General features: G+C 72.7%; 19 protein-coding genes. 11 read left to right on the top strand and 8 right to left on the bottom strand.

Features of this window, described 5'->3' with window-relative positions; genetic code table 11:
* Window positions 1–66 precede the first annotated feature (66 nt).
* Entirely contained in the window at window positions 67–603 is a 537-nt protein-coding gene (locus ABC304_RS11400) for a type 1 glutamine amidotransferase domain-containing protein (RefSeq protein WP_412930757.1), read from the top strand.
* Here ABC304_RS11400 and ABC304_RS11395 read toward each other — a convergent pair.
* Both ABC304_RS11395 and ABC304_RS11390 read right to left on the bottom strand, forming a co-directional pair.
* Window positions 600–1,439, bottom strand: coding sequence for an Fpg/Nei family DNA glycosylase (locus ABC304_RS11395; RefSeq protein ID WP_412930756.1), 840 nt, complete (start codon window positions 1,437–1,439; stop codon window positions 600–602). The genes ABC304_RS11400 and ABC304_RS11395 overlap by 4 nt on opposite strands.
* A 160-nt stretch (window positions 1,440–1,599) precedes the next feature.
* A complete protein-coding gene (locus ABC304_RS11390; protein ID WP_412930754.1) occupies window positions 1,600–2,475 on the bottom strand; it encodes an alpha/beta hydrolase fold domain-containing protein in 876 nt (291 codons plus the stop codon).
* Between the two features lie 110 nt (window positions 2,476–2,585).
* On the opposite strand from ABC304_RS11390, the gene ABC304_RS11385 reads away from it, so the two are divergent.
* Complete coding sequence (locus ABC304_RS11385; RefSeq protein WP_412930752.1) at window positions 2,586–3,095, top strand: MarR family winged helix-turn-helix transcriptional regulator; 510 nt, start codon at window positions 2,586–2,588, stop codon at window positions 3,093–3,095.
* Window positions 3,096–3,192: 97 nt separating this feature from the next.
* Window positions 3,193–3,588 (top strand): glucose-6-phosphate dehydrogenase, encoded by a 396-nt coding sequence (locus ABC304_RS11380; protein ID WP_412930750.1) that lies wholly within the window; start codon window positions 3,193–3,195, stop codon window positions 3,586–3,588.
* 19 nt (window positions 3,589–3,607) lie between these two features.
* Here the strand turns inward: ABC304_RS11380 and ABC304_RS11375 are convergent, their stop codons facing one another.
* Together ABC304_RS11375 and ABC304_RS11370 are read right to left on the bottom strand one after the other, a co-directional pair.
* The gene (locus ABC304_RS11375; RefSeq protein WP_412930748.1) at window positions 3,608–4,087 is read right to left on the bottom strand and encodes a GNAT family N-acetyltransferase; all 480 of its coding nucleotides are present in this window, start codon (window positions 4,085–4,087) and stop codon (window positions 3,608–3,610) included.
* Window positions 4,084–4,809, bottom strand: coding sequence for a DUF72 domain-containing protein (locus ABC304_RS11370; protein WP_412930747.1), 726 nt, complete (start codon window positions 4,807–4,809; stop codon window positions 4,084–4,086). Before ABC304_RS11370 ends, ABC304_RS11375 begins: the two co-directional genes overlap by 4 nt.
* 150 nt (window positions 4,810–4,959) lie before the next feature.
* On the opposite strand from ABC304_RS11370, the gene ABC304_RS11365 reads away from it, so the two are divergent.
* The 4 genes from ABC304_RS11365 to ABC304_RS11350 are packed head-to-tail and all read left to right on the top strand — an operon-like array spanning window position 4,960 to window position 9,028.
* Entirely contained in the window at window positions 4,960–6,021 is a 1,062-nt protein-coding gene (locus ABC304_RS11365) for an acyl-CoA dehydrogenase (RefSeq protein WP_412930745.1), read from the top strand.
* Window position 6,022: 1 nt separating this feature from the next.
* Window positions 6,023–7,450, top strand: a complete 1,428-nt coding sequence (locus ABC304_RS11360; RefSeq protein WP_412930743.1) for a PIG-L family deacetylase — start codon at window positions 6,023–6,025, stop codon at window positions 7,448–7,450.
* On the top strand, window positions 7,447–8,205 hold the full coding sequence (locus ABC304_RS11355) for a glycosyltransferase family 2 protein (protein WP_412930742.1): 759 nt from the start codon (window positions 7,447–7,449) through the stop codon (window positions 8,203–8,205). Before ABC304_RS11360 ends, ABC304_RS11355 begins: the two co-directional genes overlap by 4 nt.
* The gene (locus ABC304_RS11350) at window positions 8,144–9,028 is read left to right on the top strand and encodes an EAL domain-containing protein (protein WP_412930740.1); all 885 of its coding nucleotides are present in this window, start codon (window positions 8,144–8,146) and stop codon (window positions 9,026–9,028) included. The genes ABC304_RS11355 and ABC304_RS11350 overlap by 62 nt, the downstream gene beginning before the upstream one ends.
* A gap of 66 nt (window positions 9,029–9,094) precedes the next feature.
* Here the strand turns inward: ABC304_RS11350 and ABC304_RS11345 are convergent, their stop codons facing one another.
* Genes ABC304_RS11345 through ABC304_RS11330 form a run of 4 tightly spaced genes read right to left on the bottom strand, consistent with a single transcriptional unit; the run spans window position 9,095 to window position 11,362 of the window.
* Window positions 9,095–9,349: a hypothetical protein gene (locus ABC304_RS11345; RefSeq protein WP_412930738.1), complete on the bottom strand. Its 255-nt coding sequence runs from the start codon at window positions 9,347–9,349 to the stop codon at window positions 9,095–9,097.
* A gap of 28 nt (window positions 9,350–9,377) precedes the next feature.
* The gene (locus tag ABC304_RS11340; protein ID WP_412930737.1) at window positions 9,378–9,707 is read right to left on the bottom strand and encodes a DUF7882 family protein; all 330 of its coding nucleotides are present in this window, start codon (window positions 9,705–9,707) and stop codon (window positions 9,378–9,380) included.
* Between the two features lie 58 nt (window positions 9,708–9,765).
* Entirely contained in the window at window positions 9,766–10,620 is an 855-nt protein-coding gene (locus ABC304_RS11335; protein ID WP_412930735.1) for an ADP-dependent NAD(P)H-hydrate dehydratase, read from the bottom strand.
* Window positions 10,604–11,362, bottom strand: coding sequence for a histidine phosphatase family protein (locus ABC304_RS11330; RefSeq protein WP_412930733.1), 759 nt, complete (start codon window positions 11,360–11,362; stop codon window positions 10,604–10,606). The genes ABC304_RS11335 and ABC304_RS11330 overlap by 17 nt, the downstream gene beginning before the upstream one ends.
* 86 nt (window positions 11,363–11,448) lie before the next feature.
* Between ABC304_RS11330 and ABC304_RS11325 the strand changes: the two genes are divergently transcribed.
* The 4 genes from ABC304_RS11325 (at window position 11,449) to ABC304_RS11310 (ending at window position 13,370) form a co-directional block, all read left to right on the top strand.
* The gene (locus ABC304_RS11325; protein WP_412930731.1) at window positions 11,449–11,598 is read left to right on the top strand and encodes a hypothetical protein; all 150 of its coding nucleotides are present in this window, start codon (window positions 11,449–11,451) and stop codon (window positions 11,596–11,598) included.
* Window positions 11,599–11,735: 137 nt separating this feature from the next.
* Window positions 11,736–11,966, top strand: coding sequence for a hypothetical protein (locus ABC304_RS11320; protein ID WP_412930730.1), 231 nt, complete (start codon window positions 11,736–11,738; stop codon window positions 11,964–11,966).
* 178 nt (window positions 11,967–12,144) lie between these two features.
* Window positions 12,145–12,948: an SDR family oxidoreductase gene (locus tag ABC304_RS11315; RefSeq protein WP_412930728.1), complete on the top strand. Its 804-nt coding sequence runs from the start codon at window positions 12,145–12,147 to the stop codon at window positions 12,946–12,948.
* A complete protein-coding gene (locus ABC304_RS11310) occupies window positions 12,945–13,370 on the top strand; it encodes a hypothetical protein (RefSeq protein WP_412930726.1) in 426 nt (141 codons plus the stop codon). The genes ABC304_RS11315 and ABC304_RS11310 overlap by 4 nt, the downstream gene beginning before the upstream one ends.
* The last annotated feature ends 2 nt before the right edge of the window (window positions 13,371–13,372 follow it).

Raw genomic sequence — 13,372 nt, 5'->3', positions numbered from 1 at the left:
CCCGACGGCATCCGCGGCGCTGTCAACCCCGCCCCGCGCCGCGCGCCGCCTGCTTACCGTGCCGGCATGACGAATCTTCACGGAAAGACCATCGCGTTCCTGTCCACCGACGGATTCGAGGACGCGGAACTCACCTCCCCCTGGGAGGCGCTGAAGGATGCCGGGGCGACGACCGTGCTCGTCTCCCCGACCGCGGACTCCATCACCGGCAAGAACGGGCACACGCAGGCGGTCGACGTGGCCGCCGCCGACGCGGACGCCGCGGACTACGACGCCCTGGTGCTGCCCGGCGGCGTGGTCAACGCCGACGACCTGCGCATGGACGGCGACGCGGTGGCTTTCGCCACCGCCTTCTTCACCCAGCACAAGCCGGTCGGAGCGATCTGCCACGCCGCGTGGACGCTCATCGAGGGCGGGGTCGTGTCCGGACGCACGCTCACGAGCTATCCCAGCCTCACGACCGATCTGCGCAACGCCGGCGCGACCTGGGTCGACGAAGAGGTCGTCGTCGACGACGGACTGGTCTCCAGCCGCACGCCCGATGACCTGCCCGCCTTTAACGCCGCGCTCATCGAGCAGGTCGCCGGCGCGGACGCCGCCTAGGGAAGCGGCTGCCCGCCCGTCTGACAGGTCGGGCAGTAATGGGCCGCGGCACCCGAGAAGGTGATCTCGCGGATCGTGTCGCCGCAGATCAGGCAGGCTTCGCCCGGTCTGCGGTGCACGCGCATGTCCGCCCGCTTGTCGTCCTTGAGCGCCTCGGGTCGGCTGCCCCGACGAGCCGCCGCGGCATCGATGAGGACCGAGCGCGACGCGTCGAACAGCCGGTCGATCTGCGCGTCGTCGAGCGTGGACGCGTGCATGACGGGCGACAGCCGGGCCGCATGCAGGATCTCGTCGGAGTACGCGTTGCCGATCCCGGCGAACACCTTCTGATCCTGCAGCAGCGCCTTCAGCTGCTTGCGCCGACCGGCGACGGCCGTCGCGACGTCGCTGCGGGCGAACCCGGACGCCGTCGGATCCGGACCGAGCGCAGCCACCGCCGGCACGTCGGACGGATCGGCCACGGCAAAGAGCGTGAGCGCCTTCCAGGGACCGTCATCGGTGAGATCGAAGCCCGAGCCGTCATCGAGTCGTACGCGGGCGAGGAGGGTCGCCTCCCCCGAGCGGCGGGTGCCCTCGGGAACGACGTCGTGCCACAGCAGCCAGCCGTCATGACCCCAGTGCACGACCAGGTGCGCGGGTCCGGCGCCCGACGACAGCGCGACATCGAGCATCTTCCCCCGGCGCCCGACCGCGTCGATGAGCCCGCCCGCAGCCGCCGCGGGCGACCCCGCCTTCACGATCTTGGGGAGGAGGACGTCGAGCGCGACGATGCGCCGCCCGACCGCGCGGGCGGAGAGGAAATCGGCGAGCGCCTGCACCTCGGGAGACTCGGGCATCCGCTCATGATGCCACGGGGCTCCGACGCGCAGGGTGCCCGAAGACGAACGACGGCGACCGACCGCCGTCAGCCCAGGTGCAGCCGGACGAAGCGCCCCATCTCGGCGAGCGCCGCCCGTCCGGCGGGCAGTCCGCCGTTCCACAGCGGGAAGGCGTGGATCATGCCGGGCCACGTCTGCAGCGTCGCCGCCGCCCCGGCTGCTCCCGCCGCGCGCACCAGGCGCACCGCGTCGTCGAGCAGCACCTCGTCGGTGCCGACCTCACGAGCGTGGGCGGCAGACCGGTGAGGTCGGCGAACAGCGGCGAGACCAGCGGCTCGCGGCGCCCGACGCCGCCCGCGAGATACGCGGCGGCGAGTTCGTCGAGGTACGGGCGGTGCAGCAGCGGATCCGCAGCGTCCTTCTCGGTCATCGACGCGCCCGACAGCGTGAGATCGGTCCAGGGCGAGACCAGCCACAGGCCCGCCGGCGTGGCGACGCCGCGGCCGCGGAGCACCTGCCAGAGGGCGAGAGCCAGCCCGCCGCCCGCGCTGTCGCCGCCAACGACGATCCGGTCGGGTGCGCAGCCGCTCGCGAGCAGCCAGTCCCAGGCGGCGAGGGCGTCGTCGAGGGCAGCGGGGAACGGATGCTCCGGTGCGAGGCGGTACTGCAGGGCGAGCGTCCGCACGCCGGCGGCGCGACCGGCCTCCGTCGCGAGGGACCGATGGCTCACGATCGATCCGGAGCAGTAGCCGCCCCCGTGGAGGAAGAGCAGCACATCGGATGCCGCGGCCCCGGGTGCCGTCGACCACTCGGCCGACACGCCCGCGGCGTCGACGGACTCGAGGCGGATGTCGTCGGCCACCGGCCAGGTCGTGCCGACCTCTTCGATGCGCTGCCGGCGCGCGGCCCAGCCGACGGGCCGAGGGCGGGAGCCGAGCATGAGCCGCACGCCTGCCATGCCCGTCGGGTCGTCGCCGGCCGTGCCTGTCGGAGGGTGGCCGGCCGTGCCCGTGAGCCGCGCGCCGCCCGTGTCCGTCGGATCGTCGTCGACCATGCCGCCTCCTCGCGCGCCGCGTGATCCCTGCCGTCACGCTTGCCGACACGGTAGTGCACGGCCCGCTCTCCTCCCGCCTGCCCTGCGCGGCGGGCCGTTAGAGTGACGTCGTGGCAGCGCACGCGGACAGGGACGACGAGGTCGACCTCCTCATCGATGCCTGGTCGCGACGACTCCCCGAGGCCGACCTCAGCCCCCTGGACGTGATGTCACGGCTCCGCAGGGTATCCCTGCGTCTCGCTCGCCTGCGCTCGGACGCCTTCCGTGCCGCCGGCCTTGCCGCATGGGAGTTCGACGTTCTGGCAGCACTGGGCCGCGCGGAGCCGGTGCACGAGCTCAACCCGGCCCAGCTGATCGAGCGCACGATGATCTCGAGCGGCGCCATGACCAACCGCCTCGGTCACCTCGCCGAGCGCGGGCTCATCGAGCGCGCCCCGAACCCGCAGGACGGCAGGAGCGTCCTGGTGCGCCTGACGCCCGCAGGTGCGGAGCGGGTGGATGCGGCGATGACCGAGCTCGTGCGGCGCGAGGAGCAGGAGCTTCAGCCCCTGCGCCGCCACGATCGCGACGAGCTCGTGCGCCTGCTCCGGCTGCTCGGCGAGGGCTCGCGCGGGCTCTGAAACCCCGGGCCGACGTAGACTCGGTGAGGACGCCCCACCCCGACGGGCGGTCCGACGGCTCCGCGGCGTTCTCGTCCGCGTCGGAAGGAACTCCCGCATGAAGATCGCCGATTCCGCGGACTGGCGCGGGTCCCTGCCCTTCGACAGTCCCGTGCTGGTCGCCGACCTCGCTCCCGGCGATGCGGCGCGCTGCGCGGCCTGCGGCGCCGACGCGGAGCCGCTGCCCCGCACGGAGCTGTGGGCGGTCAAGCACCGGCACCCGAAGAACCACTCCGGCTTCGTGCGCTTCTACTGCGCCGAACACACCCCTCGGGTTCCGGCGCCGGCTCCGTTAGCCGCCGCGCCCGTCCGCGCCCGCCGCGCCCCCGCCGCCGAGCGCGCGCCCCGCCGCCCGGCGGTGACCGACGCCGCTCCGCGCGCGATGTGCCCGAACTGCTTCGTGGAGGTCTCGGCGACCGGTGAGTGCGGCATGTGCGGCCTGCAGGTCGCCTGAGCCGCCCCGACACCCGGGTTCAGCGCAGTCGCTTGCGCAGGAACACCTGCGCCGTGCCGTCGCCCTGCTCGATCCGCTCGAATTCCTCGTAGCCACAGTCCTCGTACAGCCGGATGTTGGCCTTGCTGAGGCTGCCGGTGAACAGCTCCGCCGTGCGACAGCGCGTGGTGCGCTCCGCGGTGGCGAGCAGCGTGCGGCCCAGTCCCCCGCCCTGCTGGTCGGGCGCGATCGCTATGCGCCCGATCTCGAGCACGTCGCCGCGCTCGCGGGTGCGGATGGCGCCGACGATGCGACCGTCGACGATCGCCACGTGTCCGCCCGCATCGACCAGCTCCGCCTCGAGCTGCGCGAGCGTCTGGGTGAGTGCCGGCTGGTCCGGGTCGCCGTAGATGAGCGCCTCCGAGACGAAGGCGGCGCGCTGGACGGTGAGCACCTCTCCGGCGTCCTCGGGACCGATCGGGCGCACCTCCACGGTCGGGTCTTCCGCGTCGACGCTCATCCCATCGCTCCTTTCAGGGCGCGCGCATCGCGCACCGCATGGCCGTAGCCGTCGTTGTTGAAGTAGGCGTAGACGTCGTGCCCCGCGGCATCCCATTCCCTGATGCGGTCCGCCCACCAGGCGATCGCGGAGCCGTCGTACGACCCGGCGTAGAGGTGCTCGGGATCGGGCCCGTGCAGACGCACGTAGACGAACGGCGCGGTCGCGCGCAGGATGCACGGCAGGTGGGCGCCGCTCATCACGACGTAGGCAGCGCCCGCCCGCTCGAGGATGGCGAAGACGGCCTCGTCGATCCAGGAATCGTGGCGGAACTCGACCGCGACGCGGATGCCGGCGGGCACCGCCGCGAGGAAAGCGGCCAGTCGCTCGTCGTCGCGGGCGAAATCCGGTGGGAGCTGCACGAGCAGCACGCCGCGACGCGCTCCCAGCACATCCCAGACCCGCGCGATGCGGGCGATCCACTCCGACGGATCCGCGAGCTTGCGCGCGTGGGTCAAGCCCCGCGGCGCCTTCACCGTGAACGCGAAGTCCTCCGGCAGCCGCTGCATCCACGCGGCGAATCGAGCCTCCCCCGGCCAGCGGTAGAAGCTCCCGTTCAACTCGACGGTGCAGAACTCGTCCGCGTACCGCTCGAGCCAGCGTCCGGGCGGCAGCCCGCGCTCATAGAGCACGCCGCGCCAGGAGCCATAGCTCCACCCCGACGTCCCGATCCGCACGCTCATCACCGGCAACGCTACGAGCGGGCGCCCGGATCCGCCGCGGGCCTTGACACGGCGGCGTCGAGCGGCGCGACATGACGCGACCGCCTATCAGCCTCCCCCGAGGGCGGCAAGGCCCCGCTTCCGTCCGTCCGCCCGGACGAGAATCGGGCCGTGACTCCCTCGCCGATCGCCCCGCCTCCGGGGCTCCGTGCCTCCGGCGACATGTCGCCGCTGGCGATGGACGTGTGGCGGTCGGCGTCCGCCGAAGCCGACCTCGGCCGCGACGTCGAGGCGACGCTGCGGTGGGCGGTCGCCGTCGGCGGGCGCATCGCGGCGGAAGAGTCCGTCGCCGCCGTGTGGGAGACGCTCGCCGTGATCGCCTCCCGCAATGTGGCCGCCGCCCGCATCATCGAGCCTCACGTCGACGCCCTGCGCATCCTCGACGAGGCGGCACGCGACGGTGTCGCGGAGATCGTCGACGTGCCGGATGCCGCGACCTGGGGTGTCTTCGCCGCCGAGGGATCGGACGTGCGCCTCACCGCCCGGCGCGACGGCGACCGGTGGCGGCTGAACGGCACGAAGCCCTGGTGCTCGCTGGCGGGTCGCCTCACGCATGCGCTGGTGACGGCCTGGGTCGACGACGACAGGCGCGGCCTGTTCGCGGTGTCGCTCGGCGACGGCGGGGTGCACGCGCACGAGGGCCCGTGGCACTCCCACGGGTTTCCCGACATTGTCAGCGCGCCGGTGGACTTCACCGACGTCCCGGCCGCCGCCGTCGGCGACGCCGGGTGGTACCTCGCTCGGCCGGGGTTCGCGCGCGGGGGCATGGGCGTCGCGGCCTGCTGGTGGGGTGGGGCGTCCGCCCTGCTCGGCCCGCTGCGCTCCGCGGCGGCGGCCGACCGCGCGGACCAGCTCGCCCTCGTCCACCTCGGACGGGCGGACGCCGCCCTCTGGGCCGCACGTGCCGCACTGGCGGAGGCGGCGGACCTCGTCGACGCAGGCCGCGACATCGACGAGCGCCTCCTCGCGGCGAGGGTGCGCTCCGTCGTGTCCGAAGCGGCGCAGCGCGCTCTCGACGAGACGGACGAGGCGCTCGGCCCGCTCCCCCTCGTCGCCGACGCCGCCCACGCCCGCCGGACGGCCGACCTGCGGATCTACCTGCGCCAGCAGCACGGCGCCCGGGACGTCGCCGGCATCGGCCGCCGGGTCGTCGCCGCGGCCGAGGGGCGCTGACATGGCCGGCGCGTTCAGCCACCTCGATCCGGGCACCCCTGAGGAGGAGTGGGCGGAGGCGTTCCGCACCGCCGCGGTCGCCCGCGCCGACCTCGACGTCGCCGCGCTCGTCGTCGTCGCCGCCCATCCCGACGACGAGACACTCGGCGCCGGCGGGCTCATCAATCTCCTGGCCCGCCGCGGCACGCCCGTGCGGGTCATCGTCGCCACCGACGGCGAGGGTTCCCATCCCGATTCGCCGACCCGCTCGCCCGCCGAGCTCGCCCGGACGCGCCGGGACGAGGTGACCGCGGCACTCGAGCTGCTGTGCCCCGGCTCCGCACCGGAGTTCCTCGGAATCCCCGACGGCGCGGTGGCCGCGCATGCGCGGGTGCTCGCCGGCGCCGTCTCCGAAATGCTCGACACCCTCCCGCAGCCCGCCCTGGTCATCGCGCCGTGGTCGGGCGACGGGCACGGAGACCACCGAGCGGCGGCGGAGGCGACGGCGGAGGTGTGCCGACGACGCGGTGCGGCCTACCGCGGCTATCCGATCTGGCTGTGGCACTGGGGCACCCCGGCCGACGCCCCCTGGGAGCAGATGGAGCGCGTGCCCCTGGACGCGCAGGCGCAGGAGCTCAAGGCGCGTGCCATGGCCGAGCATGGCAGCCAGACCTCGCCGCTCTCACCGGCCGTCGGCGACGAGGCGGTCATCCACAGCGGGATGCGTGCGCATTTCGCGCGCTCCTTCGAGACCCTCGTCGTCGACAAGGCCGCCGCGCCCTCGTCTCCCCTGGTCGACAGCGCCGCGACGATTGTCGCGCCCCCGCCGGATGAGCCCTCGCCGGGCTCCTTGCCGCGCCAGTGGTTCGACGACTTCTACGACCGCAACGACGACCCCTGGGGCTTCGACACGCGCTGGTACGAGCAGCGCAAGCGGGCGGTGCTCCTCGGTGCGCTGCCGCGTCGCGGGTACGAGCACGTGCTCGAGCTGGGCTGCTCCACAGGTGCGCTCACCGCTGCCCTCGCCGACCGCTGCGAGCGGGTGACCGCCGTCGACTTCGCGCAGGCGGCCCTCGACGCGGCACGCGAGCGCGTCGGCGATCGCGACACCGTGGAGCTGCGACAGGCGGCTCTTCCCGCGGAGTGGCCGGACGGCGGATTCGACCTCATCGTGCTGTCGGAGCTGGGCTACTACTGGGATGCGGCCGATCTGGAGCGCGCGATCGATCGGATGCTGCAGAGTCTGCGACCGGGCGGGCACATCGTCGCCTGCCACTGGCGGCACCCCGTCGCCTCCCATCCCGTGACCGGCGACGGCGTTCACGTGGCGCTGCGCACGCAGCCGGATCTGCACACGATCGTCCACCACGAGGAGGCGGACTTCTTGCTCGACGTCTTCGGCACCGCGCCCGCGCTGTCCGTGGCGGAGGAGACGGGCCTGCTCCCGTGACGCCGACGCGCACCGCGGTGATCGTGCCCGTGCACGACGAGGAGGAGCTGCTCGGCGACTGCCTGTCCTCGATCATCGTCGCCACAAAAGCGGTACGGGTGCCCGTCGAGATCGTCGTCGCCCTCGACGCATGCAGCGACGGTTCCGCCGGCGTGGCGGCCTCAGCCGGCGTGCGCACGGTGGAGCTGGCAGCCAGGCTGGTCGGTGCCGCGCGCCGCGCCGGCACGACGCGCGCCCTCGAGCTGCTCGACGGCGAGCCGCGGGACCTGTGGCTCGCGCACACCGACGCGGACTCCATCGTGCCGCCGCACTGGCTCGCCCACCAGCTCGCCCTGCGCGACGCCGGAGCGGACCTGGTGCTGGGCACGGTGCGCCCGGACTTCCGCGGGCTGAGCGCCCGCCATGCGGCGCACTGGACGGCGACCCATCCTCGCGGTCGGCCGGCGGCCAACGTGCACGGCGCGAACCTCGGCCTCCGCGCGGATGCGTATCTCGCCGCGGGCGGCTTCCCCGCCGTGGCCGAGCACGAGGACGTCGAGCTCGTCGCGCGGGCGCGCGCGGCAGGTGCGGCCGTCGTCGTCTCCGACGACGGTGAGGTGCTCACCTCGGCTCGGTTCACGGGGCGCACCCCCGGCGGCTATGCCGCGTTCCTGCGCGCTCTGGCTGCGGATCTGGATGGCGGCGTTCCGATCGATGACCCGCACGTCGTCCGGTCGGTCGATTCATCTCCGCCGACGCGGAACCTCGTACTTTAGCGCAGCTTCCCCTATTCGTCTACGTGTTGTCCCAAACAGTCAGAAGAGGATCATGGAGGTCGTGACAGCACCCGCCGAACTCGCCGCCGACCTCCGGGTCGCTGTTCCCGGCAATCAGCTGTTCCCCGTCTTCCAGCCGCAGATCGACCTTCGCACGGGCGACATCGTCGCTGTCGAGGGTCTGTGCCGCTGGCGACACCCGCGCCTCGGGCTGGTGCCGGCGCAGGAGTTTATCGACCTCGCCGAGCGCTCAGGCACCATTCACGACATCGGTGATTTCATGCTCGACGTCTGCTTCGCCGCGGCCGAGGCCTGGCACGCGGACGGCCTGCGGATCTCCGTGTCGGTGAACACCTCCCCCGTCCAGCTCGCCTCCGAGGTCTTCGCCGACGCGCTGGTCCGCCGTCTGCGCTCGACCTCCCTTCCGGCCCGCACGATGACGGTGGAGATCACGGAATCTCTGCCGGTGTCGGACATGGGTGTGATGGTGCCGCGGCTGCAAGAGCTACGACAGCTCGGCCTCGGGGTAGCACTCGACGATTTCGGCACCGGGCATGCCTCCGCCGATCAGCTCGCCGACCTTCCCGTCACCGAGCTGAAGCTCGACCGCATCCTCATCCAGCACGACCAGGAGTATCCGGCGGAGGATCTGGCCGATGTCGTCGCCAATGCGCACGCTCGCGGCATCCGCGTCGTCGCCGAAGGCGTCGAGACACCGCGCCACCTGCGCCGCGCCGAGACGATCGGCTGCGACCGCGCGCAGGGCTACCTGCTCGGCCGGCCGATGACGCGCGACGCCATCGACCAGTTGCTCGCCGCCTGACGGCTTACCAGACGCACGTGAGCCCGCCGGCGCGGGGCGCGGGCGGGCTCAGGTGCTGACGCGGGGTCAGATGTCGGTGAAGGTGTCCGACGCCGCGTCATCGGCGTCGTCGGTGTCGCCGCCGACGTCGATGCGCGTCCAGACCACCGGCATGCCCGGCGAGAAGAGGATGTCGATGCCGGGGCCCGAGCGCAGCGGCGGGATGTTCACGTACCCGCCGCCCTGGCGCACCGCCTCGAGGATCTTCTCGCGGAGCTCGGTCACCGGGTCGGGCAGGAAGTAGTCCCGACCGTCGACGGTCAGTCTGTTCACGCTGGGCATGTGATCTCCTTTGACATCGTCATCTTCTCTACGCGCCCCCGGGTCCGGGAGGCGCGGAGCGGGTGGGCTCCGGGACCAGCTCGAGACCGTTCGGGCTGTTGGCGGTCACCATGAGCGCTTCGATCCACTCGCGGTTGAGCGACGGCTCACGGCCGCCGAAGAACTCGAACTGCAGCGGGATGGAGGGGTGCACCCAGAAGGAGCTGCGCCCGCTGCCGCGGATGGAGTCCTGCTTCCAGGAGAAGCTGAAGCTCTCGGCACGCCGGAGCTTGGCGAGCATCACGATCCGCAGGTGCGCCAGTGCCCGATCCTCGAACTCCACGAACCAATTGGGAGCGCCGTACACGAGTCTGCCCACGAGACCTCCATTCACCAGGCCCCATCCTCCCACGGCGATCCGCGGGAGGATGCACGTGCTAGGCGCCCACGTCGTGGACAGCCGCCGAAACCTCGCGGGCGAGGTCGCGGGCGAGGAAGCCGAGGCCGGATGCTGCGGTGAGCCGCTGACCGGCGCGCGCCTGCGCCCAGCTGCCCCAGACCGCCGCGCGCTCCGCTTCCATGCCCTGTGCGGCGAAGCCGGCGATCGCCCCGGCGAGGACATCACCACTGCCGGAGGTCGCCAGACCCGGCCCGCCGATCTGCACGCGCCAGGCACGGCCGTCCGGCGCCGCCACCATCCCGTAGGAGTTCACGACCGCACGGTACTTCGCCGCGACCGCGCGCAGGTCGGCGAGGGGGTCACCCGATCCGCCGCCGTCGAGGAGGATCGCGACCTCCTCCCGGTTCGGATTGAGGATGAGCGCGTCCGGGAGGAGCTCGCGATCGATGCCGGGGAGCACGCCGAGCGCGAAGGCGTCCAGCACGAGCACCGGCGGCGACAGCTCGGCGACAGCCGTCAGCGTCCCGCGGGTCTCGTCGGGGTCGTCGAACCCGGGACCCACCAGGACAGCGTCGGCCCCCTCCACCTCGTCGCGCAGCGTGCCGCTCAGAGACGACGTGGCGTTCTCGGGCAGCGTCAGCACCGCGGCCTCGGGGATCACGACCCCCATCTGCGCCTCGACCGAACCCGGCACGGCGAGCCCGAGTCGCCCCGCGCCGCTGCGGAGGGCCGCCTCACCGGCCAGCAGCACGGCTCCGGGCGACCGGCGCGAGCCGCCCACCACGATGATGCGACCGCGCGCCTTCTTGTCCTCACCGGGGTCGGGGAGCCCCCAGGCGCGAAGGACCGCCGGGGTGATCCGGCGTCCGCGACGACTACGCGGGCTGGACATCGGGGCTCCCGGGGTGCGCCGTCACGTCGGCGCCCTCGCGCTGCAGGTGCGACACGTCGGAGAAGGAGCGCAGCATCCACTCGTCTCCGTCGCGCACCAGTGTCGTGACAGAGGCGTTGAGCACCGTGTGGGCTGCGGCGTACTCCATGAGCTCCTCCTCCGTGCAGCCGATGAGCACGTACAGCAGGAGCATGACGACGGCGTCATGCGCGACGATCAGGCCCGTTCCGGCGCTCGGCGCGCCCTGCGCGCCGGAGTGTTCGTCTGCGGGAGCGGGATCCAGCGCGTCCCGCACGAAGGACCGCAGGCGCAGCGCGACATCCGCCCACGACTCGCCGCCCGGTGGGCGGTGCAGGAACTTCCCCTGTCGCCGGCGACGCGCAGCCTCCTCCGGATGCCGGCGCTCCACGCCGTCTCGGGTCAGGAGGTCGAGGATGCCGAGCTCGTGGTCGCGCAGCCGTTCGTCCTGACGCGGCGAGACCACGAGCCCCGCATCGGCGGCGGCGAACTGAAGGGTCTGGCGGGCGCGGAGGTACGGGGAGACCCACACCCGCGAGGGCTGATGCTCGCCCAGCCACGCACCCAGGGCCCGAGCCTGCTCCTCGCCGACCTCCGACAGCGGCACGTCCGCATCGCGGTCCTCGAGGTCGATCGTCTCGAGCCCCTCCCGCTCGGCGTGCGACGCGCGGACGTTGCCGATGCTCTCGCCGTGCCGCACCAGCCATAGCTCCGTGATCGTCATGACCCCACGCTAGGGACGGTCCGCCGGCATCCGTTTGAGGGTTGACACCGGCCCCCGACCTCGGCGGTGGGCGTAGCGTGTGCTGCATGGACCAGACCTCGACGCCCTCCGACCGCCCCGATGACGACGATCTCCCCCTCGGCGGGGACGAGACCACGCAAGACCAGCTTCAGGCCGACAACGCCGTGGAGGAGGACCAGCTGAGAGCCCTCGACCCCGAGGCGCCGTCCGCCTGAGCAGTTTCCGGGGGGCCGGAAAGCGGGGATTCGCGAGAGCGCGAGTCCCCGCTTTTGTCAATCCCCCTGATGTCCTGCGCATGGGGCGATCTAATCAAGATGCGGCGCGAAGAGCGCCTTGATGCAAAGGAGCACAGATGACACTCATCGAAAGTGCCCCGCCGAAACCGGATCAGCCAGCTGATCCCGTGTGGCGCGAGGTCGAACCGGGATTCTGGGTCGCCAGCGCCGACGGGATGTTCCTCGGGACGATCGAACAGCACAGCGAGCACCGGTTCTTCGCGCGGAACTCCACCCGGACCTACGTCGGTGAATGGTCGAGCCTCGACCTGGCCCGTGATGCCGTTCTGACGGCCTGCGCGCACTGACGCACGACACGGCACGACCAGCCTCCTGCGATCGCGGCCGACTCCTCCGAGTCGGATCGGGATCACAGGAGGTTCTTCTTTTCCCGGCGCCGGCTGCGATCGCGCCGGGGTCTAGCGTCCGCGTCCCATGCTGTAAACCCCCGCCTCCGCAGGGCGCCCCCGCGGTTAGCGTGCGGACATGACTCAGTCCTTCTCCCCCGCCACCGCCATCGTCACCGCCTCCGACTCGGGCATCGGCGCCGCCACCGCCGTCGCACTCGCCGAAGCCGGCCTCGACGTGGGCGTCACCTGGCACAGCGACGAGGACGGTGCGCAGAAGACCGCCCAGCTCGTCCGCGAACGCGGACGCACCGCGGTCGTGCGGCAGCTCGACGTCACGAAGCTTGATGAGGCGGGCGCCGTCATCGACGACCTCGCCGACGAGCTCGGCGGACTCGACGTCTTCGTCAGCAACGCCGGCGGCGGCGGCGGCACGCCCTTCCTCGACCTCCCCCTCGACGAGTGGCGCTCGACGCTGGCCCTCAACCTCGACGGCGCCTTCGTGTGCCTGCAGGCGGCCGCGCGGCGCATGGTCGCCGCCGACCGAGGCGGGCGCATCATGGCGATCACCAGCGTCCACGAGCACCAGCCGCGCGTGGGATCGTCGAACTACGTCGCCGCCAAGCACGGACTGGGCGGGCTGCTGAAGGTGATGGCCCTCGAGCTCGGCGAGCACGGCATCACGGTGAACGCCGTCGGCCCCGGGGAGATCGCCACCCCGCTCAACGACATGGACGCGGAGGATGCCGAATCCACCCACCGCGGCGGCATCCCGCTGGGCCGCCCCGGGCGCCCCGAGGAGATCGCAGCGGTCGTCGCGTTCCTCGCGACGCCCGCGGCGTCGTACGTCACTGGTGCGAGCTGGGTCGTCGACGGCGGGATGCTGCAGATGGGCCCGCAGGCGGGATCCCATCTGACGTCCGACGACTGGCGTCGCGCATGAGCACCGCCGGATCCGATCCAGAGAAGGGCGCGGACGCCCGGGAGTGGGTGCAGAGCCTCGAACCCGGTGTCGACGCCGAGCACCTCGCCGGCAGCGCGGCCGTGGCCCAGACTCCGACGCGGTCGGCCTCGTCCGACGAGAACCCCGCCGACGGACATCGCGCGCCCGTGTGGACGGTCGTCGTGATCGTGTTCTCGGTGGTGGCGATCGCCGTGCTGGCGTTCCTCGTACCCGTCAGCGCCGCTCCCGCGTGGCTGGGCATCGCTGTGCAGGTCGGCTGCCTCGCCTGGGCGGCCGCCGCGCTCGTCCGGTCACGAGGACGCAGCCGCCGGGCGCGCGGCGTGCCGATCGTGTTCGCCGCGCAGGTCGCCGTCACCCTGGTGCTGCTGCTGCTCGTCGGCCTCGTCGCGTGGAACGCCTGAGC

The sequence above is a fragment of the Microbacterium jepli genome (assembly GCF_047237905.1).
GTDB lineage: Bacteria > Actinomycetota > Actinomycetes > Actinomycetales > Microbacteriaceae > Microbacterium.
The sequence above is the reverse complement of the archived record's forward strand: the minus strand, read 5'-3'. Positions and strand labels throughout refer to the sequence as shown.

What these genes read in the sequence shown, in the direction of transcription:
- ABC304_RS11400 (WP_412930757.1), top strand. Translation starts at nt 67, where the DNA reads ATGACGAATCTTCACGGAAAGACCATCGCGTTCCTGTCCACCGACGGA.
- ABC304_RS11395 (WP_412930756.1), bottom strand. Translation starts at nt 1,439, where the DNA reads ATGCCCGAGTCTCCCGAGGTGCAGGCGCTCGCCGATTTCCTCTCCGCC.
- ABC304_RS11390 (WP_412930754.1), bottom strand. Translation starts at nt 2,475, where the DNA reads ATGGTCGACGACGATCCGACGGACACGGGCGGCGCGCGGCTCACGGGC.
- ABC304_RS11380 (WP_412930750.1), top strand. Translation starts at nt 3,193, where the DNA reads ATGAAGATCGCCGATTCCGCGGACTGGCGCGGGTCCCTGCCCTTCGAC.
- ABC304_RS11375 (WP_412930748.1), bottom strand. Translation starts at nt 4,087, where the DNA reads ATGAGCGTCGACGCGGAAGACCCGACCGTGGAGGTGCGCCCGATCGGT.
- ABC304_RS11370 (WP_412930747.1), bottom strand. Translation starts at nt 4,809, where the DNA reads ATGAGCGTGCGGATCGGGACGTCGGGGTGGAGCTATGGCTCCTGGCGC.
- ABC304_RS11360 (WP_412930743.1), top strand. Translation starts at nt 6,023, where the DNA reads ATGGCCGGCGCGTTCAGCCACCTCGATCCGGGCACCCCTGAGGAGGAG.
- ABC304_RS11350 (WP_412930740.1), top strand. Translation starts at nt 8,144, where the DNA reads ATGACCCGCACGTCGTCCGGTCGGTCGATTCATCTCCGCCGACGCGGA.
- ABC304_RS11345 (WP_412930738.1), bottom strand. Translation starts at nt 9,349, where the DNA reads ATGCCCAGCGTGAACAGACTGACCGTCGACGGTCGGGACTACTTCCTG.
- ABC304_RS11335 (WP_412930735.1), bottom strand. Translation starts at nt 10,620, where the DNA reads ATGTCCAGCCCGCGTAGTCGTCGCGGACGCCGGATCACCCCGGCGGTC.
- ABC304_RS11330 (WP_412930733.1), bottom strand. Translation starts at nt 11,362, where the DNA reads ATGACGATCACGGAGCTATGGCTGGTGCGGCACGGCGAGAGCATCGGC.
- ABC304_RS11325 (WP_412930731.1), top strand. Translation starts at nt 11,449, where the DNA reads ATGGACCAGACCTCGACGCCCTCCGACCGCCCCGATGACGACGATCTC.
- ABC304_RS11320 (WP_412930730.1), top strand. Translation starts at nt 11,736, where the DNA reads ATGACACTCATCGAAAGTGCCCCGCCGAAACCGGATCAGCCAGCTGAT.
- ABC304_RS11315 (WP_412930728.1), top strand. Translation starts at nt 12,145, where the DNA reads ATGACTCAGTCCTTCTCCCCCGCCACCGCCATCGTCACCGCCTCCGAC.
- ABC304_RS11310 (WP_412930726.1), top strand. Translation starts at nt 12,945, where the DNA reads ATGAGCACCGCCGGATCCGATCCAGAGAAGGGCGCGGACGCCCGGGAG.